This window comes from Psychrobacter sp. ENNN9_III, assembly GCF_001462175.1.
Lineage (GTDB): Bacteria > Pseudomonadota > Gammaproteobacteria > Pseudomonadales > Moraxellaceae > Psychrobacter.
The window spans coordinates 1-25,857 of record NZ_LNUO01000084.1 but is presented as its reverse complement, the minus strand read 5'-3'; the positions used below and the strand labels follow the sequence as shown (position 1 = coordinate 25,857).

The 25,857-nt window shown below is 44.5% G+C and carries 17 protein-coding genes and 3 pseudogenes; 13 read left to right on the top strand and 7 right to left on the bottom strand.

The features are described 5' to 3' along the window. Positions 1 to 412 precede the first annotated feature (412 nt). The 10 genes from ggt to PENNN9_RS05430 all read left to right on the top strand — a co-directional run bounded on the left by ggt (position 413) and on the right by PENNN9_RS05430 (position 14,621). Complete coding sequence (ggt, locus tag PENNN9_RS05475; protein ID WP_413771739.1) at positions 413 to 2,284, top strand: gamma-glutamyltransferase; 1,872 nt, start codon at positions 413 to 415, stop codon at positions 2,282 to 2,284. A gap of 50 nt (positions 2,285 to 2,334) precedes the next feature. After that, entirely contained in the window at positions 2,335 to 3,816 is a 1,482-nt protein-coding gene (locus PENNN9_RS05470; RefSeq protein ID WP_058368712.1) for an FAD-linked oxidase C-terminal domain-containing protein, read from the top strand. Beyond that, positions 3,813 to 4,871: a glycolate oxidase subunit GlcE gene (gene glcE / locus PENNN9_RS05465; protein ID WP_058368711.1), complete on the top strand. Its 1,059-nt coding sequence runs from the start codon at positions 3,813 to 3,815 to the stop codon at positions 4,869 to 4,871. The genes PENNN9_RS05470 and glcE overlap by 4 nt, the downstream gene beginning before the upstream one ends. Before the next feature lie 64 nt (positions 4,872 to 4,935). Next, positions 4,936 to 6,147 carry a glycolate oxidase subunit GlcF gene (gene glcF / locus PENNN9_RS05460; protein WP_058368710.1) on the top strand — a complete coding sequence of 404 codons (1,212 nt, stop codon included), beginning with the start codon at positions 4,936 to 4,938 and terminating at the stop codon, positions 6,145 to 6,147. Positions 6,148 to 6,341: 194 nt separating this feature from the next. Continuing rightward, the gene (locus PENNN9_RS05455) at positions 6,342 to 7,589 is read left to right on the top strand and encodes an NAD(P)/FAD-dependent oxidoreductase (RefSeq protein WP_058368709.1); all 1,248 of its coding nucleotides are present in this window, start codon (positions 6,342 to 6,344) and stop codon (positions 7,587 to 7,589) included. 349 nt (positions 7,590 to 7,938) lie between these two features. Then, positions 7,939 to 11,652 (top strand): DNA polymerase III subunit alpha, encoded by a 3,714-nt coding sequence (dnaE, locus tag PENNN9_RS05450; RefSeq protein WP_058368708.1) that lies wholly within the window; start codon positions 7,939 to 7,941, stop codon positions 11,650 to 11,652. Positions 11,653 to 11,705: 53 nt separating this feature from the next. Next, a complete protein-coding gene (locus PENNN9_RS05445) occupies positions 11,706 to 12,092 on the top strand; it encodes an Hpt domain-containing protein (protein WP_058368707.1) in 387 nt (128 codons plus the stop codon). Further along, positions 12,092 to 12,964, top strand: a complete 873-nt coding sequence (locus tag PENNN9_RS05440) for an RNA methyltransferase (RefSeq protein WP_058368706.1) — start codon at positions 12,092 to 12,094, stop codon at positions 12,962 to 12,964. The genes PENNN9_RS05445 and PENNN9_RS05440 overlap by 1 nt, the downstream gene beginning before the upstream one ends. Before the next feature lie 239 nt (positions 12,965 to 13,203). Beyond that, complete coding sequence (gene cysE / locus PENNN9_RS05435; RefSeq protein ID WP_058368705.1) at positions 13,204 to 14,094, top strand: serine O-acetyltransferase; 891 nt, start codon at positions 13,204 to 13,206, stop codon at positions 14,092 to 14,094. 59 nt (positions 14,095 to 14,153) lie between these two features. Continuing rightward, on the top strand, positions 14,154 to 14,621 hold the full coding sequence (locus PENNN9_RS05430; protein WP_058368704.1) for a PACE efflux transporter: 468 nt from the start codon (positions 14,154 to 14,156) through the stop codon (positions 14,619 to 14,621). Between the two features lie 58 nt (positions 14,622 to 14,679). On the opposite strand, the gene PENNN9_RS05425 is transcribed toward PENNN9_RS05430, so the two are convergent. The 6 genes and pseudogenes from PENNN9_RS05425 to pheA form a co-directional block, all read right to left on the bottom strand. After that, a complete protein-coding gene (locus PENNN9_RS05425; RefSeq protein WP_058368715.1) occupies positions 14,680 to 15,225 on the bottom strand; it encodes a 2-amino-4-hydroxy-6-hydroxymethyldihydropteridine diphosphokinase in 546 nt (181 codons plus the stop codon). A 1-nt stretch (position 15,226) separates the two neighbouring features. Further along, positions 15,227 to 15,637, bottom strand: coding sequence for a dihydroneopterin aldolase (gene folB, locus PENNN9_RS05420; protein WP_058368703.1), 411 nt, complete (start codon positions 15,635 to 15,637; stop codon positions 15,227 to 15,229). 62 nt (positions 15,638 to 15,699) lie between these two features. Next, entirely contained in the window at positions 15,700 to 16,662 is a 963-nt protein-coding gene (rarD, locus tag PENNN9_RS05415) for an EamA family transporter RarD (protein WP_058368702.1), read from the bottom strand. A gap of 304 nt (positions 16,663 to 16,966) precedes the next feature. Next, a pseudogene (locus PENNN9_RS05410) lies at positions 16,967 to 19,249 on the bottom strand (bifunctional prephenate dehydrogenase/3-phosphoshikimate 1-carboxyvinyltransferase); the annotation flags it as partial. Between the two features lie 267 nt (positions 19,250 to 19,516). Beyond that, on the bottom strand, positions 19,517 to 20,659 hold the full coding sequence (gene hisC / locus PENNN9_RS05405) for a histidinol-phosphate transaminase (RefSeq protein ID WP_058368700.1): 1,143 nt from the start codon (positions 20,657 to 20,659) through the stop codon (positions 19,517 to 19,519). A gap of 190 nt (positions 20,660 to 20,849) precedes the next feature. Further along, positions 20,850 to 22,032: pseudogene (gene pheA, locus PENNN9_RS05400) on the bottom strand (prephenate dehydratase). Between the two features lie 499 nt (positions 22,033 to 22,531). On the opposite strand from pheA, the pseudogene PENNN9_RS05395 reads away from it, so the two are divergent. Further along, positions 22,532 to 23,493 (top strand): annotated as a pseudogene (locus tag PENNN9_RS05395) (transaldolase). Between the two features lie 91 nt (positions 23,494 to 23,584). Here PENNN9_RS05395 and PENNN9_RS05390 read toward each other — a convergent pair. Beyond that, positions 23,585 to 24,154 carry an adenine phosphoribosyltransferase gene (locus PENNN9_RS05390; RefSeq protein WP_058368699.1) on the bottom strand — a complete coding sequence of 190 codons (570 nt, stop codon included), beginning with the start codon at positions 24,152 to 24,154 and terminating at the stop codon, positions 23,585 to 23,587. A 281-nt stretch (positions 24,155 to 24,435) separates the two neighbouring features. On the opposite strand from PENNN9_RS05390, the gene PENNN9_RS05385 reads away from it, so the two are divergent. Both PENNN9_RS05385 and PENNN9_RS05380 read left to right on the top strand, forming a co-directional pair. Beyond that, positions 24,436 to 24,600: a rubredoxin gene (locus PENNN9_RS05385; RefSeq protein ID WP_058368698.1), complete on the top strand. Its 165-nt coding sequence runs from the start codon at positions 24,436 to 24,438 to the stop codon at positions 24,598 to 24,600. A 250-nt stretch (positions 24,601 to 24,850) separates the two neighbouring features. Continuing rightward, entirely contained in the window at positions 24,851 to 25,741 is an 891-nt protein-coding gene (locus PENNN9_RS05380; RefSeq protein ID WP_256713861.1) for an alpha/beta fold hydrolase, read from the top strand. The last annotated feature ends 116 nt before the right edge of the window (positions 25,742 to 25,857 follow it).

Here is a 25,857-nt window from a genome sequence, read left to right as displayed (position 1 = left end):
ATCGTATGAACGGTGCGCTTTTTAGTTCTCCACATTTACATTCAAATCAATCTGATATTTTAATTAACTTTAAAAATTCTTTCTCTGAGAATGGTACGGAAATATAGCCATTTTTAGCCCATTAGAAGTTCACTCGTTCAGATTGAGGACACGCTCTAGTAATATTAAAATATAAAAGTTGATAAACTGCTTTGACCTAGCTTGTATATTCGTTACTATCTATATAACTTGCTATATATAGATAAATATCTAACCGTTTTTTTTATCACTCTTGTGTGATTTCCCACCTACTCGTAAAAAGGAATTTGCGATGCAAAAAATACCTTCTCAACCTCATAACGATATTACTTCCTCTCACAACCACCAAAATTATCAAAGTAAAATAGTATTAAAAACGACATTAAAATCTGCGATGCTATTGATTAGCAGTACAATCTTGCTGTCTGTATCTGCTCATGCGCTTGAACCCGTTGCACCAACTGATGCCAATGTGATAAATGATACCTCGATCAATACTAGCGCCATCAATCTCGCCATCATGACGGACAACCCAACGGTCGTACTTGAGACTCAGCGCATCACCCGAGCGAAAACCAATACGCTTACCTCAACGACTAGCAATGCCAAAGCCGATCAAGCCATCTACTCTGAAGATGCTATCCATCATCCGGTCTGGGCAAAGAACGGCATGGTCGCCACTCAAGAAGCATTGGCCTCTGACATTGGCTTACAGATTCTAAAAGACGGTGGCAATGCCGTTGATGCTGGCGTCGCTGTTGGCTTTGCCTTAGCCGTTACCTTACCGCGCGCTGGGAACATCGGTGGCGGCGGCTTTATGATGATTTATGATGCCGAGAAGGGCAAAACGGTGGCGCTCGATTACCGTGAAAAAGCACCGAGTAGTGCCTCGCGTGATATGTATCTCGATGAAGAAGGCAACGCCGTCAGCGACTTATCGCGCTTTCATGGTTTAGCTATTGGTGTGCCGGGGACAGTCGCAGGGCTTTTAAAAGCGTTAGAAGCTCATGGCACCATGAGCCGCGAACAAGTAATGGCGCCAGCAATTGCACTAGCTGAGGACGGTATAGAAGTCACTGCGGGCTTGTCGGAATCGCTAGAAGCCTTAAGCGATCGATTGCAAAAATGGCCCAGCACCAAGAAGATATTCTTTAAACCTGACGGCAGCGCCTATCAACCTGGGGGACGCTTAAAGCAGCCAGAACTTGCTCGCTCGCTGAAATTAATTGCCGCGCAAGGTGCTGATGGCTTTTATAAAGGTGAGACCGCGAATAAATTAGTCAAAGCCGTTAATGACGCTGGCGGCAGTATGAGCTTGCAGGATTTGGCTAATTACGAAGCCATCGCTCGCGAGCCAGTCAAAGGGGACTACCGTGGTTATGAGATTGTCTCTATGCCGCCGCCCTCTTCTGGTGGTATTCACATCGTACAGATTTTAAATATCTTAGAGGGCTATCCACTTAAAGACTACGGGCAAAATAGCGCGCAAACCATTCATTTAATGGCGGAAGCAATGCAACTGGCTTATGCCGATCGAGCTGAGTACTTAGGGGATTCGGACTTCATCGATGTCCCTGCCAGCGGTCTTACCTCCCAAGCGTATGCAGATAAGCTGCGTACATTGATTAATCCAAACCAAGCCACGCCAGCAGCCACGATTAAAGCCAACAACCCCTTACCCTACGAGAGCGATCAAACCACGCATTTCTCTATCGTTGATAAAGACGGCAATGCGATAGCCAATACTTATACGCTGAATTTCTCTTACGGCACTGGCCTTGTCGCTGAAGGTACCGGTATTTTACTTAACAACGAAATGGATGACTTTTCTGCTAAGCCAGGCACGCCTAATGGCTATGGCTTACTTGGTGGTGACGCCAATGCCGTTGAAGCCAATAAACGTCCGCTATCTTCTATGAGTCCAACATTAGTATTTAAGGACAGCAAACCTTATATCGTGACTGGTAGCCCCGGTGGTAGCCGTATCATTACTACCGTCACCCAAATCATCTCCAATGTCATCGACCATGATATGAATATCGCAGAGGCCACGCATGCACCGCGTATTCATGATCAATGGCTGCCTGATGAGATTCGCACTGAAAAGGCACTAAATATTGACACGGTTAAAAAACTCGAATCAATGGGACATACGGTCAGTCCAAAAGCCACAATGGGCTCAACGCAGTCCATTATGTTGACGCCAAATGGTGTCTACGGCTCATCTGATCCGCGCATTGTCGATGCGGCAGTGGTGGGATATTAAATCGGGTAACAAAGTAGGTGTTCAGCAGATCCTAAGCTAAGGAGGGCCATATGATTGAGAGTAAAAGACCTGATAAAGCCACGTTAGCGAGCATGTTTCGCGATTTTATTGAGCCCGAATATGTGATCAGTGATGAGGAGACCCAAAAGCCTTTTGAGTGTGATGGTCTGTCTGTTTACTGTGATATGCCGCTGCTAGTCGTCTTGCCAGATACGGTCGAGCAGATACAAGAAGTCATGCGTATTTGTCATCGTTATCAGATTCCGGTGGTCGCTCGCGGAGCAGGTACCGGGCTTTGTGCCGGAGCCATGCCTAATCCTGATGGCGTGCTGTTAGTACTGTCGCGTTTTAAGCATATCCTCGAGATAGACCCTTTAGCACGCACGGCACGCTTGCAACCCGGCGTACGTAACTTAGCCATCAGTGAGGCGGCCTCCGTACATGGCTTATATTATGGTCCAGATCCCTCCTCCCAAATTGCTTGTACGATAGGCGGCAACGTCGCCGAAAACTCAGGCGGTGTACATTGCCTCAAATACGGGCTGACGGTACATAACTTGTTAAAAGTAGAAATGGTCACCGTCGAAGGAGACTTGATTAGCCTTGGTAATGAGGGGCTGGACAGTAACGGCATTGATCTGATGGCCTTGATAACTGGCTCTGAGGGTTTGCTTGGCGTAGTCACCGAAGTGACGGTCAAATTACTGCCCAGTCCCGAAAAGGCACAGGTCATCATGGCCGGTTTTGATAACGTACAGACAGCTGGTGATGCGGTAGGCGGCATCATTGCTAAAGGCATCATCCCATCTGGGCTTGAGATGATGGATAGCCACGCTATTATAGCGGCCGAAGCTTTTGCTCAAGCAGGTTATCCTACCGATGCAGAAGCGCTACTTTTATGTGAATTAGATGGTACGGCGGCGGAAGTTCAAGAGCAAATCATCGAAGTTGAGCGGCTCTTAACCCAACTAGGAGCCACCTCAACTCGAGTTTCTCAAAGCGAGGCGGAACGTGCTTTGTTATGGAAAGGTCGCAAGTCCGCCTTTCCAGCAGTAGGCCGCATCTCACCCGACTACTATTGCATGGATGGCACTATTCCTCGTGGCCAGCTGGCTTATGTATTGACTGAAATGCAAAAACTTTCGGAGCACTATAACTTACGCGTGGCCAATGTCTTTCATGCCGGTGATGGTAACTTGCATCCACTGATATTATTCGATGCCAATATACCAGGTCAGCTTGAAAAAACTGAGGAGTTTGGCGCTCGTATCTTAGAGCTTTGTGTCAAAGTAGGCGGTTGTATTACTGGTGAACATGGCGTCGGTATAGAAAAAATACGCCAAATGCGTGTGCAATTTAATGAGCAGGAATTACGTCAATTTCATGCTATTAAGTCCGCTTTTGATCCTGTTGGTACGCTCAATCCAGGTAAAGGTATTCCTGTCCTAAAAAATTGTCAGGAATACCGAGCACTTAACAAGGTAATGGACGATTCAGTGAGTCAGCCACCACAGCAGGGAGCACCAGCATGAAGGATATCAGTGCTGAGATAATTGAGCGAGTTAAACAGGCGGGTGTTGATGGTAGCAAATTACAAATAGTTGGCGGTGGCAGCAAGGCGTTTATGGGTCGCACGCCCGAGGGTGTCCCGCTTAATATTGCTGAGCACAGTGGTATTGTGAGTTACGAGCCGATTGAGCTGGTGTTGACCGCACGCGCTGGCACGCCGTTGACCGAGATTAATAACGCTTTGAGTGAACATAATCAGAGACTCGCGTTTGAGCCGCCGCTATTTGATGGACAGGCTACTTTGGGGGGCACGCTAGCGTGTCATCTCTCAGGTCCAGGACGTCCTTGGAATGGCTCGGTCCGAGATCACGTCCTCGGTATTCGGCTAATCAATGGTCGAGGCGAAGCGCTACGTTTTGGCGGTCAAGTGATGAAAAACGTCGCCGGCTACGATGTTTCAAGAATGCAGGCTGGAGCGATGGGGACTTTAGGTGTTATTAGCGAGATCAGCCTAAAGGTCATGCCCAAACCTGCTACTACTATTACCCTCAAACGCGAGATGGATGCAGCGCAAGCAATAGAGGAGATGAATCGCTTGGCAGGACTGCCAAATCCATTGACGGCTGCTTGTTGGTTTGAGAATCAGCTTTATCTACGTCTAGAAGGCGCGCGTAGTGCAGTCGACAGCACGGTTAAGCAGGGGCAAGGTGTGGTATTAGAAGACGGTGATAATCTATGGACACAGCTACGCGAGCAGCAGTTAGATTATTTTTCAGGTCAAGCACCTTTATGGCGATTCTCAGTCAATAGTAGTGCTGAACATGTATTGTCAGATAAAGAGTGGCTGCTAGATTGGGGCGGTAGCCAACGTTGGCTGCGCGGTGATTTCGATACTGAATCACTAGAGGCACTCGCCAAGAGTATGGGCGGTCAAGTGAGCCGTTACCGTGGAGGCGATCGGCAGCTGGATGTTTTTCATACTCAACCCGAGCCGCTGCGTAGGCTACATCAACGGCTCAAACATGCTTTTGATCCCATGGGCATTTTTAATCCGGGTCGTCTCTATAGTTGGATGTAATGGCTGCATACCCTATCTGAGCGTAATAGCTTTACATGATAGCTGAATGCAATAGGAAAATATTATGCGTACCCAAATTAATGTAAAGTATCTGGATCATCCAGAAATCAAAGAAGCGGATGCTATCTTACGCAGCTGCGTACACTGTGGATTTTGCAATGCCACCTGTCCCACTTATCAGGAATTGGGCGACGAGAGAGATGGTCCACGTGGACGTATTTATTTAGTCAAACAGCTGCTTGAGACCGGTGACATTAGCGAAAAATCACAAACGCATCTAGACCGTTGCCTAACCTGTCGTAGTTGCGAAACCACCTGCCCTTCTGGCGTAAAATATGGCCGCTTGGCTGAGATAGGCCGCGGCATCATGGAAGAGCAACTAGAGAGACCACTACAACAAAAAATGTTGCGCTGGTTGATACGCCAAATCTTGCCCTATCCGAAGCGCTTCGGGCTTTTATTACGCTTAGGACAACTGTTTCGATCCTTTTTACCTCATGATTTAAAGCAACAAGTACCCATCAAACAAATCAAGCGCGCTTTGCCGACCCAGCAGCATACACGCCGAATGTTAGTATTGGCAGGATGCGCGCAGCCCTCAGCGACTCCAAATACCAATATTGTGACCGCTCGCGTGCTCGACAAATTAGGTATTAGCTTATTTACTGCGCCCGAAGCCGGTTGCTGCGGTGCCGTCAGTTATCACATGCCAGCCCATGAAGAAGGGTTGGCATTCATGCGCCGCAATATCGATGCTTGGTGGCCTTATATTGAAGACGGCGTAGAAGCTATTGTTATTAGCGCCTCAGGCTGCGGCTCGATGGTCAAAGACTATGGTAAAAAACTACGCCACGATAGTGCTTATTCTGCCAAAGCCCAGCGGGTTAGCGAGCTTGCTCGTGATTTAGGAGAGGTGTTGATTAAAGAGGATTTGAGTCAGCTGCAATTGCAAGATAAAGGGCGCAGAACAGCCGTACACTGCCCTTGCTCATTACAACATGCTCAGAAGCTCAGCGGCTTAGTTGAACAAATTTTGCAGCAAGCCGGCGTTGAGCTCACGCCTACTAAAGACAAGCATTTATGCTGCGGCTCTGCTGGAACCTACTCGATATTGCAGCCTGAGCTGAGTGAGCAATTACTAACCAATAAGCTTGCGGACTTGACGATTGGTCATCCAGAGCAGATAGTGACCGCTAATATAGGTTGTCAACTACACTTAAGTAGCCGAGCAAGCATACCAGTGAAGCACTGGATTGAACTGTTGGATCCGCAGTAGTTAGATTTACGACAATAGGTAATTAAGTTGAGTATCTTTATTTACAAAAGAAGATAAATGTAGCTGAATTCTTTGGACATTTTCTAAGCTTAGTATATTGGATTCAATTAGCTGACAGTCATGACATTAACTACTCTATCCTTAACTACTCTATCCTCTTTAAACTGAGCACATGAGCACTATCGAGAGTCTTTATGATTACTTCAAATTTTGACTTACACATTATTGGTGGCGGTATTATTGGGCTTGCGACTGCAGTGACATTACAAGCACGAGGAGTAAAGGTAGCATTGCTGGAGGCAAATGAAGTTGGACAAGGCGCGTCATTTGGCAATGCCGGACATATCGCGCCGGAGCATGTATTTCCCATAGCTGATGCCAGCATGCTCCGTCATATTCCAGCCATGTTATTGAATCCAACAGGACCGCTACGCATAGACTGGCGTTACTTACCTCGTTTGATGCCTTGGGCCATTCAGTTACTACTGAATATGCATCCTGAACCATTTGAGCGCATTCATCAAGCGTTATTAAGCTTAAATACTAACTGCCTTCAAGCATGGTTAGACTTTGCTAAACAGTGGCAATTAGACGATTGGATAGAAGTAAAAGGTTCGTTATTGACCACTGAAAAAACAAGTGGCATTGATCTGCTCATGACCCAAGGCCAGCGTCTTAACGATGTTGGCGTGAACAATGAACTACTGACCAAAGAGATGCTATTAGAAAATGAACCCGCCTTACAAAATAATCAATTAGCAGCGTTGTTTTTCCCAAACACAGGACATATCACCAATTTAACAGCGGTAATCACTCAGCTTAGCAGTACTTTTAGACACCTTGGTGGTGAGATTGTTGAACATTGCCGTGTTCTTGAAGCACACACTGATGTAGATAGCATTCGCTTGAAGACCAATCAAGGGGATATCACCACCTCCAAAGTGATGTTATCAGCAGGTGCTCATTCAAAAGCCTTGGCTAAACAATTAACGGGGGTCAATGTTCCTTTAGATACCGAACGTGGTTATCATTTGATGTTACCTCATGAAAGCAAACGCATACAGACTCCCGTAACCAGTTTAGATCGGCGCATTGTGATGACACCGATGCAGGAGGGTTTACGTTTGGCGGGCACAGTAGAATATGCAGGACTTGAAGCTCCTGCCAATATGCAGCGAGCGCACATATTCTTACAGCATGCGCAGCCTATGCTAAAGACTCCCTTAAATTCCAACGATAATGTGCCATGGATGGGCTTTCGTCCATCAACCTCTGACTCTCTCCCTGTTATAGATAAGATTGAGCGTGTGTTTTTAAACTTTGGCCATCAGCATTTAGGCTTAACACAAGCTGTTGTAAGTGCAAAAATGATTGCCGAATACTATTTTGATGAAAGTCATATTATTGATCCCAAACCTTATCAGCTCGCTCGATTCAGTTAGGTAGGTTGCTAAAACATGATAAAATGGACAAAGACTAAGCAAAATATTAAACCTTTAATATATTCTTTGCTGACCTAGAAAACGTCTTTATATCATGATCATATCAAAGAGTTTTCGCAAATCTAGAAACCAATTCCAGTCTTTCTCTTATAACACCTAGTAGCTGAATCAGTGGTTGTCTGTGCCAAATAATGCTATTATTAGCAGCTAAATTTAAAATGAATAAATATGGCTATCGACGTCTTATTTACTTCTAATTACTTTTAAAAATCCACTCAAAGCATTGATAATAATAAATTTATTTTCTTAGCAGCTCACCTCCTTTCGATTGTATTAGTAAGAGTCCTCTATGGCATTTGTACACCTTGGCATTCACAGCGAATACTCCATCACTGATTCTATCGTGCGCATCAAGCCGCTTATTAAAGCCGCTGCTGCCGATAATCAATGTGCACTGGCGTTAACTGATTTATCCAACCTTTATGCTACAGTGAAGTTCTATCGTGCCTGCCTAGGTGCTGGTATCAAGCCTATCATCGGCAGCGAAGTTATCATGGATGATGAAGACACCAGACTGACACTGCTGGCCATGGACAACGAAGGCTATCAAAACATCACCCGTATTGTCTCGCTTGGCTTTACCGAAGGCCGCGCCGACCCTGATAATCACGGCATGCCTGTTATCAAGCGTCATCACATCCTAGAGCATGCTGCTGGTGTTATTGTCTTATTCGGTGAAAAATCAGACGTCGGACAGGCGCTAGTCAGCTCTATGCCAGAAAATGCCGATGTGCTGATCGCTGAGTGGCAGGCGCATTTTGCTGATCGCTTGTACTTTGCGATCAAGCGCACCAATCGCTCAGGCGAAGATGCTTTTATCAAAGCCGCTATCCACGCTGGCGCTAAGCATCATCTACCCCTTGTCGCGCACAACGATGTGCGTTTTTTAGAGCAAGAAGACTTCGATGCTCATGAAGCCCGCGTTTGTATTGCAGGCTCTTATGTACTGGCTGACCCAAATCGTCCGCGTCTGTATTCAGATGAGCAATATTTGAAGACTCAAGAACAGATGGCGCAACTGTTTGCCGATATTCCGCAGGTAGTTGACAACACTTTACGCTTAGCAACCCGCTGCAATGTGACCTTGACCCTTGGCATTAATGTATTGCCTGATTTTCCTGTGCCAGAGGGCGAGACCATTGAGTCTTTTTTTCGGGCAGAGTCGCAGCGCGGTCTTAATCATCGCTTAGACAAGCTCTTTCCTGTAGAAGCGCGCGACGAGAGCTGGAGCGACTTTCGTAAGCAGTACGATGAGCGCCTAGAGTATGAGCTCGATATCATCTTATCCATGGGTTTCCCCGGTTACTTCTTAATCGTTATGGACTTTATCCGCTGGGCCAAGGCCAATGGCGTCCCTGTGGGGCCAGGTCGCGGCTCTGGTGCCGGCTCACTAGTCGCTTATGCGCTCAACATTACCGATCTCGACCCCATTCATTACGACCTATTATTTGAGCGCTTCTTAAACCCTGAACGTGTCTCCATGCCTGATTTCGATATTGACTTTTGTATTGAAGGCCGCGACCGTGTCATCGATTATGTCGCCCAAACCTATGGCCGTGAAGCGGTCTCACAAATCATCACCTTTGGTACGATGGCGGCAAAAGCGGTGGTGCGTGATGTGGCGCGGGTACAAAGCAAGTCGTACTTTTTGGCCAATAAAATCTCTAAACTGATTCCGAAAACGCCTGGCATCACCCTGTCTCAAGCGCTCGAACAAGAGCCGCAGCTCAAAGACTTAATCTCCAACCCTGACAACATGGATTATGAAGATGCCATCGAAATTTGGGAGATGGCCGTCAAATTAGAGGGCGTGTGCCGTAACGTCGGCAAGCACGCCGGTGGCGTCCTTATTGCCCCGCATAAAATCACTGACTTTAGCGCCATTTACTGCGATGATGATGGTCACCGTGTCAGCCAATTTGACAAAGATGATGTCGAAGATGTGGGTCTGGTAAAGTTTGACTTCTTAGGTCTACGTAACTTAACGGTTATTAACGCTGCGGTGGAAAACATCAACCTGCGCCGTGCTAAAGAAAGTAAAGACGCCTTAGTCTTAGAAGATTTACCTTTAGATGATAAAAAGGCTTACAAGCTCTTGCAAGATGCCAAAACCACAGCCGTCTTTCAGCTAGAAAGTATGGGTATGAAAAAATACTTGGCCAAACTACAACCAACTAATATCGAAGACGTCATCGCCATGTGTGCGCTCTATCGTCCAGGCCCGCTCGATGCTGGTATGGTAGAGATGTATATCGACCGAAAACATGGCCGCGAAGAAGTCATCTATGACCATCCCAATCTTGAGCCGATCCTCGAGAACACCAACGGCGTTATTGTCTATCAAGAACAGGTCATGCAAATCTCGCAGGTCATGGCGGGCTATAGCTTGGGTGGCGCGGACATGTTACGCCGCGCCATGGGTAAGAAAAAACCTGAAGAGATGGCCAAACAGCGCGATATCTTTGTCACTGGTGCTACCGCGCAAGGCATCGATGAAGCGACTTCAGGCGGCGTCTTTGACTTGATGGAGAAGTTTGCCGGTTACGGTTTCAACCGCTCGCACTCCGCCGCTTATGGTGTACTCGCTTATCAGACCGCTTATCTCAAGCAGTATTATCCTGCCGAATTTATGGCCGCAGTACTGACATCCGATATGAACAACACTGACAACGTGGTGTTCTTTATCAATGACTGCCGTGAAAACTTTGGATTAACTGTAGACAATCCATCGGTAAACCGCAGTGAGTGGCACTTTGTCGCTGATACGCCAACCAATATCATTTATGGACTTGGCGCGATTAAAGGCGTGGGTGAAGGTGCGGTGGAGTCTATCGTCGATGCGCGCCGCCGCGGTGGGCCGTTTAAGGACTTATATGACTTCTGCCGCCGGGTCGATATCAAAAAAGTCAATAAACGTACGCTTGAGGCATTGGTCAGTGCTGGCTGCTTTGATGACTTTGCCGCGACGCTGCGCCCTGATTTGCCAAGCGATGCCGCCTATGAGATTCGCGGCGCCTTGATGAGTCAGTTGCCAAGCGCGGTACAGGCCGCGGAGCAAGACCGCCAAAACAATGAGCTTGGCATGATGGACTTGTTTGGTGAGATGGACGGTGTGGTCGCCGCCCCACCGCTCAAAATGACTGCCGATCTAATTTGGGGTGATAAACACCGCCTCAAAGCAGAAAAGAACACGTTGGGATTGTACTTGACGGGTCATCCTATTAATGAGTATTTGGATGAATTAAAGCGCTACACCTCCGGTGCTCGTCTCGATAAGCTTACAGACACAGGCTACAACGGCAGCTGCTACTTTGCCGGCCTTATTATCGATATTGCCAACTTTGGCAACCGAAATGTGATTACCTTAGATGACGGCACCTCACGACTGGAGGTCAGCTGCTATGCCGAACGCTTTAATCGCGTCAAAGACCAGCTAAAGGTAGATGAAGTGGTCATCATCAAAGGCAGCATCCGGGAGCGTGATGGACGCCTATTTGCCCGTCTAGATAACGCCATGAGTATGGTCGATGCGCGCCTGCGTTGGCTCAAAAAAATCAGTATTAAAATACACGGTAGTGATATTCAATTACTCACGCGTTTGCAGCCACTGCTCAAATCAGCACAAGCTGACATTATCCCAGCACCGCGCTTGACTTATAATAATGATCAGGACGAGCAAGACAGTAATAACACTAGTGTCTATGATCCTATTATAGGTGGTAGCTTATATGATGAAGATGGTAACGACTTGTTGGCGCTAGAAAATGATATGAATCAAGACACACTTCAACAAAATGGCAGCAGCTATGCCAACAACGCTTTGAGCAATACCGACGACTCAATCAATGATAATTGCTTACCACTTGGCTTGAGCATTTATGAAAGTTATGCTATTGCTAATATAGGGCTGTCTGAACACTGGCGCGTCTATCCTAATGACGACAATTTACAGCAGTTAAAGAGCATGGTAACTGAAGACAACCTGCATTTTCATTATAGTTAATACTATAAATATAGAAAATTAAAAACAATTATTTTGACATTGGATATGTAGTAATGACCGAATTCCACCTTAAAAAATATACTATAAACAATGACTTAGATAACGATATTATCGATCATGAACAATTCGAAGATTTACGTGACTTGTTCGAAGAAGATTTTGAATTACTGATAAGAACTTACATTACTGATAGCAAACAGCGTATTGTAACGCTACGTACAGCGCAAAAAGCGGATGACAATGCCAACGGCTTTGAAATCGCCCATGCACTAAAAGGCGCTAGTGCTAATATAGGAGCAACTCAGCTTATAGTTTTGAGTCACAAGCTACAAGAGCATTGCCGTGAGCGTAAAATTGACCAACAGGCAAACCTAATAGAAGACATTGCATTAGCATTGCAGCATGTCGAACTAGAAATCAATAAAAGACTAAATCCATAATGAGCATCTCTGACTTAACCGTATCATCCCATTCTTCAACATCCACCGCTGCTGACTATTTGTCTTGCTTGCAAGTCGTCATGGTTAATACCACTTTACCTGCTAATATCGGTTCAGCAGCACGAGCAATGCATACCATGGGCCTGTCACGTTTGACAGTCGTCGATCCTAAACTTCCAATCGATGAGACCAGCGTTTCACATGCAGCAGGAGGCAGTGATCTATTGTCATCAGCAGTTATTACGCCGACACTAGAATCTGCAATAGCGGATTGTCAGTTGGTCTTCGCCGCCAGTAGTCGTAGTCGCCACTTACCGCGCCCTGTAGTCACTCCCACGCAAGCCGCCAAAATCATGTTTGACTTTGTTGATAGACAGTCCACTTTTTCTACTGATAAACCTAATATCGCTATTTTATTTGGTCGTGAAGATCGAGGTTTAACCAACGAAGAGTTGGCTTATGCAGACTACCATATTCAAATAGATGCCAATCCTGCCTATCCAGTGCTTAACGTCGCATCAGCCGTCCAAGTGATTGCCAGTTTTATCTTCGCTTACGCACAAACACATGTTAAAACTGACAACAAAGCCGATTATGATCAATTAGATGTGACTGACGGTTTAGAGACGACTAGACACCCTATGCTCAATACTTATACGCGCCAGCAATGGGATGAGCCAGCGATTACCCAACAGCAATTGCAACAGCTTACTGAGCGTACCACTGCATTAATGGTTCAACGCAAATTGGCTGACAGTGAAAACTTAAAATCATTGCCTTCGCGCTTGTCTCGACTTGGCTCTCGCATACAGCTTGATCAAAAAGAATTTCAGCTGTTAAGCGCACTTATTGCCAAACTATCAATAGATTGAAAACTGTCTAAAAAATCCAAACAAATATTGATTTACTTTTTTATTGATATTTTATAGCTCAACGCTATATTTTAGGATGCAAAGCTGGTATAACTTGAAGATGAGTGAGCAAACAGGCTAAAAACCTTACTATTAAAAGTGTATGCTTATAGATGAATCTTTAAAAAAGTAGCATAACTGTCTTACCGCTGACTGTACTTCACTCAATATATTTCATTCAAGAATAGATAGGACGATTTATGTCATTGCCAACTGCCTTATTCAGATCGCTCGCTAGCATCAAACAAGACCTAAAAGAAGATATCGATGCAGTGTTCAATCGCGATCCTGCTGCTCGCAACAGCTTGGAAGTTATTTTAACTTATCCTGGTATTCATGCGCTTATTTTGCATCGCGGGGCCCACTGCTTATGGCAAAATGAGCAAAAGCTCGCGGCCCGCGTGGTATCCTATGGCTCACGCATTATGACTGGCATTGAGATACATCCTGCAGCCAAAATTGGCAAGCGCTTCTTTATTGATCACGGTGTTGGTGTGGTCATTGGCGAGACTGCTGAGATTGGTAACGATGTCACTTTATATCATGGCGTCACCTTGGGCGGCGTATCATGGAATAATGGTAAGCGCCATCCAACCTTAGAAGATGGTGTTATTGTTGGTGCTGGAGCAAAAGTTTTGGGGCCATTCACCGTTGGCAAAAATGCCAAAATTGGCTCAAATGCAGTAGTCGTAAAGACTGTGCCAGCAGGTGCAACGATGGTCGGTAGCGCAGCTCGCATGATTTCAGAGCATCATGATGAAAAAGGCAATCCACTTACAACTAAAGTAGATGATGCAAAGCAGCAAGAAAAAGCAGCGCAGGCGGCACAATCTAAACCTACAACGCAAAGCACGGCACGCGCCACTGCTTTCCAAGCTTATGGTATTGACCCCTCTTCACAAGATCCAGTCGCTGAAGCATTTGCCAAGATGCTCAATCACATCCAGCAGTCTGAAAAACGCTTAGATCAGCTGCAAAAAGCAATGTGCAAAATTGATCCTGATTTTTGTCAAAAAGAATATGACAAACTATGTTTAGAAGATATAGATGTTATCGATAAAGAAGACATGGATGAGGCAAAAGATAAATAGTAGCAGCTGATAACTTGTTATCGAATCTAAAAGCCTAAAAAAGCACACTGGAGTTTGAATTGATTACCTTAGGTCCTATCAAACGCCGTGTGCTTTATGTCACACTTTTTGAAATATTTGCTGTCATGTTGACAACATTCATTCTCGTCGTATTAAGCGGTAGTGATACCAAGCAGTCATTGATACTTGCTGTGATCATAGCTATTACCGCTGTTGTCTGGAATTTCATTTATAACACTCTCTTCGAATATTGGGAGCGACGCAATAAAATCAAAGTTCGTACTTTTAAGATACGTAGTGTCCACGCAATATTATTTGAAGGTGGGCTTACTTTAGTTTGTTTACCACTTTATATGTTTTGGTATGGCGTTGGCATATGGACTGCTCTTACCATGGAGATTTCTCTTACTCTCTCTTTTTTAGTATATACCTTTGTTTTCACTTTGCTCTTTGACAAGATATTTACACTTCCCTATCGAGCTGCTATGGCCACAAAAACCCCCATAAGTCTTGCTAACGAAGATTAAGGTGTTATGAGCGTATTAGCGCTAACTATTCTTCACATCAAACAATACTTCAGCCGATCTATTCAGCACTAAAAACAACATTTGTAGTTAACTCTTTAATTCCTATATTTTCATGCTCTTTAAATGGATAACGGTCTGCCATTATTATCCATTGCTCTGGCCATTCAAATATTATATTACTGCTTAGGCTATTTTTAACGAGAGCGGGTTTAATCATTAAGACATCAATATCCATGGTGACCTTTTTTATTGACGACTGCGCTTCTATTAAACGTTGACGATCACAATCACGTTCAAACTGCTTAAAAATTTGCTGCAGCTGCGATAAAGGCATCTCAGATTTGAGCGAAAGATAAGCACATTGATTGGTGTAGTCAGGTTTGGGTTGCTCTCGAGTCGCGGTAAAATCAGGGTTTTGAAACGCAGTAGACAACTGCATGTCGCCTAACGCGGCTAGACTTTCACAAACACGTGGCAAATAATACTCAGCTTGATGATTACTACCCAAAGCCAATAATACTGCCGTCACGGACTGCGCTCGCAACGCTTTGGGTGCACAAACCTTTAGTGTTTCAAAGTTCAAATCAGTCAATTTCTTATGCATATTATGTATCATTGGCCTTGCTTACGGCGGGCTTGTTTTTATTATCTTTTGCATAACGGGTGATTTGTACCCCTACTGCATCAGCGGGCTTGATAGCTGTAGGTTTAGCAATGCTTAACGTTAATTTATGACAGATGTATTTTGCTAGTAGTTTATCAGCGATTTGCCCAGCCAGATGCTCAAGCAATTGCGCCCTAATATCTTGACACCATTCGCTAACATCATCGCAGACCGCTTTATAGTTTAGCGCATCCTTGACATCATCAGAGACTGCGGCAGCACTTATATCAGTCTCAAGCGCTATGTCAATCAATAAGGGCTGCGTAATGGCGCGCTCCCACGCGTATACACCAATCACTGCTTCTACTTTTAGACCCTTTACAAATACCACATCAGATTCGGTATGAAACATAATTTCATCCTTATTCGCTAATTTTTCGTTTAGGTTATTGATTCTAACGTTTCGCTCAGTTTTTATTTAGCTTGTTGCAAAGCTTCTTCACGTAAACGCTCGGTTTTTAGTACCTTACTAGGCCTATGACGCCATAGGTCAATGCTGAATAATAGCAGACCGAGCCAGATCAAGCCAAAGACTACTAAACGATGCAAATCAAAAGGCTCTTTGTAATAAAACACCGCTAAAAAGAAAATAAAGGTCGGTGTCAGATAATTCATAAAGCTTAAAATGCTATAGGCGACCAGCTTTGTCGATCTATTAAATAGTAATAGCGGTATCAAAGTGATCGGACCTGCCAACATTAATAGCCAAATATTTGACGTAAACCAAAAGCCAAGCTGGCTACTGACCACATCAGCTTGCCAAAACCACCAAATAAAGATAGGTACGAGCATCGTGGTCTCAACGAACATTGCATCAACAGGAGTCAAAGGCGTTTGGCGCTGAATAGTACCATAAGTACTAAAACTAAAGGCGAGAATCAGTGATAGCCATGGTAAGCTTCCCAGCATGACCACTTGAATGATCACAGACAATAGCGCAAAACCAATCGCTACCCACTGCAAGGATCGCAAGCGCTCTTTAAATAAAATCATCGATAAAGCAACGCCAACTAATGGACCGATGAAATATCCCAAACTCGCCTCAAGGATACGATCGTGGTTGACAGCCCACACGTAAGTGAGCCAATTGGTCGCAATAATAATACCTGACAAAAAAGTCAACGCTATCCATCTTGGATTTTGCTTTAAGGTATCTATCCATTGCCAGCGCTTGGTCACAACCACGACGATTAGCAAACAGGCAAATGTCCAAACAATGCGATGTCCAATGATTTCTGTCGCGTTATAAGCCGCTAACTGTTTAAAATATAGAGGAAACGCGCCCCATATACAAAAAGCGATTAGTGCAGTGACGATACCGCTTCGCGTAGTTTTAATCGGGACTACTGGTTTTTTAACAACATTTTGGGTAGTCATAAGGCAAGACAACTTATTAGAGCAAAGCGCGACCTCACCTATTTTTATAAACTATAAAGATTTAGTGGTAAGAGCGCAGGGTCACTACATGTAGGATAAAAGTAAAAAGCAATGCGTTCTACCCATTTAGGTATCAACACATTGCTAACGATGACTGCATATTAAAATAGCGTATAAAGGTCAAAAATATTTCAAATTAATCCTCGTTTAGGTTTGTTCTTAGTAGGTTTAATATTTTGCTACATTTAATTAATGTCTAAGTACTTTTAATAATAGCAAAATAAAACCTTAAGTTTAGAGATGGTTACGCATCGCCTTGATTAACTTGAATAGACATACCGATTTGATTGGCAAGCTCAGCAAATCCTGGGAAACTGGTGTTGACCGTCTCAACCCCTTCAATGGTAATTTGTTGAGAGGCACGTAGACTAGCAACGGCAAAGCTCATGGCAATACGATGATCATGATGCGAGGTGATATGTCCGCCACCAAATACAGGTTGGCTATTATTTACTTCACCATTTTGACTTTGAATACCTTGCCCTTCAATGATTAGACCATCGTCAGTAACCGTACAATCAACGCCAAGGGTTTGTAGCCCTTCTGCCATAACCGCAATGCGATCTGATTCTTTAACGCGTAACTCTTTTGCACCAGTCAATACTGTACGACCGCGTGCACAGCTAGCAGCGATAAATAATACGGGGAACTCGTCAATTGCGAGTGGCACAAGATACTCTGGAATTTCAATACCAACCAAGTTTGAGCTACGAATCGTAATATCAGCGACTGGCTCACCGCCTACATGAGTCTCATTACTTAGGCTAATGTCAGCATTCATTAGCTTTAAGATATCAATAATACCCGTACGTGTCGGGTTAATACCAACTTGTGTTAAGGTCAACTCGCTACCTTGACTGATGGCAGCGGCTACCGTAAAAAAGGCTGCAGATGAGATGTCAGCAGGGACAGCGATATCACCGCCTGTGAGCGTACCACCGCCTTCAACGCTAATACGATTACCATCGACGGTCACAGGATAACCAAAGGCTGACAGCATACGTTCGGTATGGTCGCGGCTAACTTCAGGCTGAGTGACGGTCGTTGTGCCCTCTGCCCAAAGTCCTGCTAATAGCAAGCAAGACTTCACCTGAGCAGATGCCACTGGCATATCATATTCAATGCCTTGGAGCGGCTTGCCAACATTATCACGACCAGTGATACTAAGCGGCGCTGTGCCACTATGCCCAGTACTTTGAATGACTGCACCCATCTCTCGAAGTGGTGCTGCGACACGCTCCATCGGACGTTTATTTAAGCTGGTATCGCCTGTCAACACGCTATCAAATGTTTGCGCGGCTAAAATACCGGACAGCAGGCGCATACTGGTACCTGAATTGCCCATATAGAGCGGCGTTTTACTTGGTTTTAGGCCATTCATACCAACGCCATGAATAGTCAGATTGCCATTATCAGGACCTTCGATTGTCACGCCCATATCACGAAATGCCTGTAAGGTTGCGAGTGCATCCTCCCCCTCCAAAAAACCAGTGACATTGGTCACACCTGTCGCAAGGCTACCTAACATAATACTACGATGGGAGATAGACTTGTCACCAGGAATAGCAATGGTGCCTGTGACGGTGTTACTAGGAGAGATAAGGTAAGAAGCTGACATAGCAGAGGTATCCGTATAAGGGGTGCTGGCTAACATATGGCCAAAATGTCGCCGTGCGGCTTGCGCGCGGCCCAATAGGCCCATCAGGGCGGTTGAATCTTTATCAATGATGAGTTGGCGTATGTCCTGTAGATAGACGCTGTACTCATCAAGGGCGCTCACAATCGCGCTTTGATTGGCAAAAAATATATCATGCCACATCTTGGGGTCGCTAGCAGCGATACGAGTAAAGTCCCGAAACCCGCCTGCTGCATAGCGAAACATATCTAAATTATCGTCATGACTTGCCAGCTGCTCAACAAGGTTAAACGCCAGCAGGTGCGGTAAATGACTGGTATGCGCCAATATAGCATCATGATGCTCAGCATCCATTGCCATGACTGTAGCCCCTACTGCTTCCCACAATCGACGTAGCTTGGCAATCGCGGAAGAATTGGTCGTTGGTAGCTTGCAAATGATGACACTATGATTGGCAAATAATGTGGCGCGCCTGGCATGATACCCTGAATTTTCGGCACCAGCAATCGGGTGTGCAGGCACTAAGCCTACAGGTAATGGGGTAAATACGGCTTTTGCAGCCTCAATGATATTGACCTTAGTACTACACACATCGGTAATAACGCAATCAGTCGCGAGCTGGCCATTATCCATTGCGTTTTTGATATCGGTAAATACCGCTTGTACGGCTTGTACCGGTACAGCAATGACAATCAAATCACTACCACTAACCACGTCACCAATGATAGAGCTACCAGCATCAAGTAAACCATGCTGGATGGCTTCATCAATGCTTGGCGCATGCCTATCTACCGCCACCAAGCGCTCACTTAGACCATTATCTTTGATTGCTTGAGCAAGGCTGGCACCGATTAACCCTAAACCAATCACGCAAACTTGCTTAAATAAGGGCGACTGAGCGTTTGAAAGTGGTTGTTTATTATTGTTCTGATTGTTTTTTTTTGCTACTCACGGCGTTTCTCGTTGAACAAACCAATCCATATGTCTACACAAGCTTAAGCGTAGGTTTAGATTAGCGTTATAAAAATTTAATGAAAGAAACAGTACTTTTTATTAATGATAAAGGAGTGACGAACATCCGATTATGACACAGATGGTATTCATCTAAAGATACTGAAATTATCTATATTCAGTACATCCTAGACTAACAGTATTTATTTAATCATTGGTTAAGATGGAGCGCAGCGTATCAATAAGACGTAAATTGTCTTCTGCGATGCCAACAGTAATACGCAACCAATTAGGCAAACCATAACCTGCCAATGGACGCACTATAACACCCTGCTCTAGCAACGCCTGATAAATAGAAATAGCGGTTATATCTTCCATCTCAACTTTTATTTCCACCATAATGAAGTTGGCATGTGACTTGATAAATGCCAGTCCCAACGCATCAAATTGTTTTTCTAACCAAAGCATTTGCTCTTGATTGGTTTTACGCGTTTCTTCAATAAAGCTTTGATCGCCAAGTGCCGCAACTGCTCCAGCAAGTCCAACACGGCTGACATTAAATGGCTGGCGAATACGATTAAGCAGATCCGCTACGGCAGTTGAGCTGAGTGCGTAACCAATGCGCAGACCTGCTAAGCCATAAGCTTTAGAAAAAGTGCGGACAATAACCACATTGTTAAACTCATCTAACAGCGCACGGTTATTACTTTCAGGGCTATACTCAATATAGGCTTCGTCCAATACTACCAATACCGAACTTGGGACGCTTGCAACAAACTTGTGCAGTTCTCTATGCTGAAGCTGAGTGCCTGTTGGATTATTAGGATTGGCAATAAAAACCATCTTGGTATTGGGATTATCTTCTACTGCTTGACGCATAGCATCCAAGTCATGGCTAAATCGCTGCGCAGGCACTTCTATACCTGTTGCTCCTTGCATTTTCGTTACCATCGGATAGACGATAAATCCATACTGACTATACACCACCGCATCATCAGCACTGACAAAGCTGCGTGCCAAAATATCAAGCAAGTCATTGGAGCCGTTGCCTAAAGTAATACACTCTATATTCACATCAGTGAAGTCAGAAAGCGCTTGCTTTAAATAATGACCATTTCCGTCTGGGTAACGCGCCAGCTTTCCTAACTGTTCAGTAATAGCCAATGTTACTTGCGGAGAACATCCTATTGGATTCTCATTGCTCGCCAGCTTTACCACATCAGAAACGCCATATTCGCGAGTCAACTCTTCAACTGGCTTACCAGTTTGATACGGTGCCAGCTCTAAGATACTGTCATAAGCTGGAGTCAGCGGTGACAGTTCTAGCTCTGTCGATTTAGTAGGCTGCATGATTTATCCTTAAATGTTATGTCCAGCTATTACGTATTAATACCAACAATGAACGAATAACAAAGAGTCGTTTACCTAACCTAGCTTCCATAGTTCCTTCGATTCAAAAGAGTTATAAGGCAACCAAGGGCAGATGTATACTTCATACTTTAAGCAAGGTTAACGCTATAACTCTTTTATGGTAAACAGACTATAGCACTGCTTTCGGATATGAGCCTAGTACACGCACATCCTTCACTAATGGACGTATATCAGCGATAGCCGCGCTAACGTTTGGATCTTGAATATGACCGTTCATATCTATAAAGAATACATAAGCCCATTTATTAGGACGTTCAGGTCGGGTCTCAATACTAGTCATCGATACACCATGATACGACAATGGCTTGAGGATTTCGATCAATGCACCAGCTTTGTCATGAGCTGAAACCACAATCGAGGTTTTATCTTGTCCTGATGGTGCAATTGCCTCATGACCGATGATTAAGAAGCGCGTGGTATTGCTAGGATTGTCTTCAATATTTGAATACAGCTTATGCAAATCATACTCGGCAGCAGCAACATCACCGGCAATGGCAGCAGAATGCCATTCGTTTTTGAGACGACGAGCCGCTTCACCATTGCTTGATACTGCAACGCGCTCAACACTAGGGAAATTAACATCGAGCCAATGACGGCATTGGGCAAGCGACTGCTGATGGGAGTAAATACGGCTTAGACTTTCAACCTTAGTATGCTCAGCGACTAAAAAGTTTTGATGAATGGGCAGCTCAACTTCACCAATTATCTTTAATGATGAAGACAAAAACCCATCCAGGGTATGGTTGACTACCCCTTCTGAAGAGTTTTCAACGGGTACCACGCCATACATAGCAGTACCTGCTTCAACTTCACGGAACACATCAGTAATGGTCGTCATCGGTACTGTGTCAGCAGCTTTACCAAAATGCTTTAAGGCGGCAGCGTGAGTAAAGGTACCAACTGGACCTAAAAACGCAATACGCTGCGGTGCTTCTAAATCTAAGCAAACCGACATAATTTCACGGAACAAACGTGCCATCTTTTCGTCGGCGATTGGACCAGTATTGCGCTCCATGACTGCTTTTAATACTTGTGCTTCACGTTCGGGACGATAAAAAAATGGGGTTTTGTTCAGCGGCGACCTCATTTTTTGCCACATGCTCTTTTTTGACAGTCGCCACTTGCTGAGCCAGCTTGGCACGGTCATTAATCAGTGTGTGGATTTCAGAGTCTACTGCATCAATACTCTGGCGCAGCTGGTTCAAAAACGCTTGATCGGTCGAGGTTTCGTTTGCGCCTGCGGCAGTTGGATTTAGATTATTTGTGTTTTGCTCTGATGACTGCTCACTCATTACCGCCCATCCTTTTTATTACTGTTAGGTGTCACTACAATCTTAAATACTAACGGATTTAGCATTTCACTAATATATTTGAGGTGTCTTTTTTCTATTTCTTTGTCTACCAATTATCTGACTTGATCGCTTACGATTGACGATAACTTATTTATAGCTCAGCTGTATTTGGTAACTCAGTTTTTATAATTCGGTTTTTATCACCTAGCTTTTATAACTTATCTTTTAAAGTTAATATTAGGTAAATTCGATCGCTAAACAATCGACCGCCTCTACTATAGCAAAAACCGCGCACAGTGCCCATGCGTAAATAAATTAAATGGCGCAAAATTATAATAAAGCGCCAACTTTTTTATGGTTGCTCAGTATATATGCGCTATAGAACAGTACAAGCCAAACTATCATGCAAAATTACATAGCAAATTGTGCTACAGTTTCATATGAGCCATACCGCTATTAGGCGAATGGCTACCGTTAACTGTTTTCATAAGGATATATGATGAGCGCATTACAACAACTTAGCACCATGACCACTATTGTTGCAGATACAGGCGACCTTGCCGCTATTGCGCGACTAAAACCTATCGATGCGACCACCAATCCAAGCTTAATCACGAAAGCGCTTATTAACTCTGACAATCAAGCGCTGCTGCTAGAAACCATGAGCCAACATCAAGGCAATGTAGATGCAGTCATCGACGCACTTACCATTCAAATTGGCTGCGATATTTTAGAGTTGATCGAAGGCCGCGTATCTACAGAGGTCGATGCTCGTTTATCTTACGACACACAAGCGACCATTGATAAGGCTTTAGAGTTTATGGAAGCTTACCAAAAAGCAGGCGTCGACTCTGAGCGTATCTTGATTAAAATGGCGGCTACTTGGCAAGGGATTGAAGCGGCGCGTTACCTTGAGACTCAAGGTATCCATTGCAACTTAACGTTATTATTTGGACAACACCAAGCCGTCGCTTGTGCTGATGCAGGGGTAACACTCATCTCACCTTTTGTTGGACGTATTTTAGATTGGCAAAAACGCCAACAAAATCGCCAAAACGTCCCCGTCTCTGATGATATGGGGGTACAGTCCGTAAAGCTTATTTATCAATATCCGTAAAGCTTATTTATCAATACTACAAGCAGCACGGCTATGACACACAAGTGATGGGAGCAAGCTTTCGCTCAGTTGAGCAAATAATCGCGCTAGCAGGTTGCGACTTACTAACTATTGCCCCAAACCTTATCGATGAGCTCGCCGCAATGGATGTGACCGTCACGCCCCAACTCTCGCCTGCTATGGCTAAAGAGGCAGATGCTATGAAAAAGGTCAGCTTGACTCATGAAGCCTTCATCCACGAATATCAACAGGATAAAATCACACAAGACTTGTTGCCCAAAGGCATTGACGGCTTTATTGGTGCACGTGAGGAGCTGGCTCAGACATTGGCAGCGTTACGCTAATAATTTATACAAAACGATATAGCCACCCTTATTCAATAAAAAAGCGCTCTAACTTAACCGTCAGAGCGCTTTTTTATGCACGTTCACAATTTTAAGCTTTTAAAACGGTATAAACAGGTACTGGAAATTCACCATGTAGATCGACTAGATCAAGCAGTACTAAAGCACCTACTACCGTATGCTCAGCTGATCTGCATAGCTCATAAGCAGTCGTAAGCGTGCCACCGGTCGCCAAGATGTCATCAACTAATAGGACACGCTCAGGCGGCAGGTTGTTTTGCATCTCAAGCGTATCTTTACCGTACTCTAGCGCATAAGCCTTGTTGGCAACTGGCGGAGGCAGTTTGCCCGGTTTGCGTAGCAGTATCATCCCTTTACCCAATCGACCTGCCAGTAAGCTTGCAAATACAAAACCGCGTGCTTCAACCGCTCCCAAACAGTCTACTTCATCAATCAGTCCATTGGGTAATGCTGCCAGAAGCGCATCAACGACTTCATCAATATGACTACGCAGTAACGGTGTAATATCATAAAAATCAATGCCGGCTTTTGGAAAGTCAGGTACAGTGCGTATAATTTGCCAGAATGGGTGAGCAGTATTACGCGCATAAGACAGCTCGGACTTGTTATCAACTGGTATAGCAGCGGTAGTAACGCTCATAGTAACCCTTTCTTTGAAATCATATACAGTAGTAAAAGTGCAGATCATGCACAAGTTAGCGGCGCTTATCATAACATAATGGCTGCTATTTTGATGGGAAAACGTAAACAGACAAGGTCAATTACGCTAACTAAAATAAAACCTATAACTTGATAAATGCTTACTTATCTCAATATACAAGTGTAAACTTAACCACGTAAAGTATTGTTCTATGATAAACTACGTGCGTTTTTGCAAGCTGCTAATAGCGATAGAACTAGTAATAATTGATAGGATTATGTATGAAACGTTATGAATGTATTGTGTGTGGTTGGATCTATGACGAGGAGCTTGGCTGCCCTGAAGAAGGTATCGCTCCTGGTACTAAATGGGACGATATTCCTGATGATTGGACGTGCCCTGAATGCGGTGTTGGTAAGTTAGATTTTGAGATGATGGAAGTCTAGATTTACAGAACGCTAACTAGGATATCTCATGACGAATTCGAATTATGCCAATGACGCCCCTTATTCCAGCTCAAACGAGTCTATAGACACACAGGCTATAGGCTCATCTGAGGTGACAGGTTTATCTGATATTTCTGATAGTCCTCTAATATCTGCTGATTCAGCACACAGCTACCCTACACCTGCTTGGGAAAAGCTTGGTGCGCATAACTGGCGCGCTTCAGATCTAAGCGATCATCTTTATCAAGCCATGATCGATATCGGTGATGGTATCAACCTATGTGTCGAAGCTGGCGGAAATCCTGAGCATCCGCCACTGCTTATGGTTATGGGTCTTGGTTCGCAAATGGTGTTTTGGCCAGATGACTTTATTAAACGTCTGATTAATGCTGGTTTTTTTGTGATTCGTTTTGACAATCGTGATATTGGTTTGTCTTCTAAAGTTCAGATTGAAGGATTGCCGCGTGTGAGCCAGCTTAAGATGATGCTGCGTTTGCAAACAGGGCTGTCCAACAAGAGCCAACAGGTCGCTTACAATCTAACCGATATGGCAGAAGATACTGTACGTCTGATCAAGGCTTTGAATCTTGGTAGTACGCATCTGCTTGGTGCCTCGATGGGCGGTATGATTGCACAAATCGTTGCAGCGCGCTATCCAAGTTTAGTAGAGCGTCTAGCGCTGATGTTTACCACGACCAATCGCGCTTTTTTAAAGCCACCTAAACCTAAGCAGTTATATACCTTGATCAATCGCCCTGAGAGTCATTCTGAGCGTGATATTGTGCGCCATAGTGTTTGGTTTATGAAAACAGTAGGGACGCCCGGTCATGTTAATGTACGAACGGTACGCGAAATTGCCAAACTTCGCTATCAACGTAACTTTCACCCGCTAGGTACGGTGCAACAGTTGAATGCTATTTTGGCATCAGGCTCTATTAGTCGCTTCAGTAAACAAGTCAAAGCGCCGACCATCGTTATTCATGGTAGTGCGGACGGCTTACTGCCGGCCTCGCAAGGTCGCGTAGTGGCCAAGACCATTCCAAATGCAAAGTTTCATTTAATTGAAGGCATGGCACATGATATTCCAGCGTACTATCAACCTTATCTTGTTGATTTAATACGCAATCATCTACTAAATTAAACAGTTTATATTGTTTTTTTAAAGCTCTATTCTATTAACTCCAAAAAAAAGAGGCTAGAAGCATAAACGACACATGCATCCTAGCCTTTTTTTTGACAATTTACTCCTTGGGCCCC

Excerpts from the sequence above, each read along its gene's own strand:
- PENNN9_RS05380 (WP_256713861.1), top strand. The coding sequence starts at position 24,851 with ATGATCGATATCGGTGATGGTATCAACCTATGTGTCGAAGCTGGCGGA.
- folB (WP_058368703.1), bottom strand. The coding sequence starts at position 15,637 with ATGTTTCATACCGAATCTGATGTGGTATTTGTAAAGGGTCTAAAAGTA.
- PENNN9_RS05385 (WP_058368698.1), top strand. The coding sequence starts at position 24,436 with ATGAAACGTTATGAATGTATTGTGTGTGGTTGGATCTATGACGAGGAG.
- PENNN9_RS05425 (WP_058368715.1), bottom strand. The coding sequence starts at position 15,225 with ATGCATAAGAAATTGACTGATTTGAACTTTGAAACACTAAAGGTTTGT.
- cysE (WP_058368705.1), top strand. The coding sequence starts at position 13,204 with ATGTCATTGCCAACTGCCTTATTCAGATCGCTCGCTAGCATCAAACAA.
- hisC (WP_058368700.1), bottom strand. The coding sequence starts at position 20,659 with ATGCAGCCTACTAAATCGACAGAGCTAGAACTGTCACCGCTGACTCCA.
- glcF (WP_058368710.1), top strand. The coding sequence starts at position 4,936 with ATGCGTACCCAAATTAATGTAAAGTATCTGGATCATCCAGAAATCAAA.
- rarD (WP_058368702.1), bottom strand. The coding sequence starts at position 16,662 with ATGACTACCCAAAATGTTGTTAAAAAACCAGTAGTCCCGATTAAAACT.
- dnaE (WP_058368708.1), top strand. The coding sequence starts at position 7,939 with ATGGCATTTGTACACCTTGGCATTCACAGCGAATACTCCATCACTGAT.
- glcE (WP_058368711.1), top strand. The coding sequence starts at position 3,813 with ATGAAGGATATCAGTGCTGAGATAATTGAGCGAGTTAAACAGGCGGGT.
- PENNN9_RS05390 (WP_058368699.1), bottom strand. The coding sequence starts at position 24,154 with ATGAGCGTTACTACCGCTGCTATACCAGTTGATAACAAGTCCGAGCTG.
- ggt (WP_413771739.1), top strand. The coding sequence starts at position 413 with ATGCTATTGATTAGCAGTACAATCTTGCTGTCTGTATCTGCTCATGCG.
- PENNN9_RS05455 (WP_058368709.1), top strand. The coding sequence starts at position 6,342 with ATGATTACTTCAAATTTTGACTTACACATTATTGGTGGCGGTATTATT.
- PENNN9_RS05445 (WP_058368707.1), top strand. The coding sequence starts at position 11,706 with ATGACCGAATTCCACCTTAAAAAATATACTATAAACAATGACTTAGAT.
- PENNN9_RS05470 (WP_058368712.1), top strand. The coding sequence starts at position 2,335 with ATGATTGAGAGTAAAAGACCTGATAAAGCCACGTTAGCGAGCATGTTT.
- PENNN9_RS05440 (WP_058368706.1), top strand. The coding sequence starts at position 12,092 with ATGAGCATCTCTGACTTAACCGTATCATCCCATTCTTCAACATCCACC.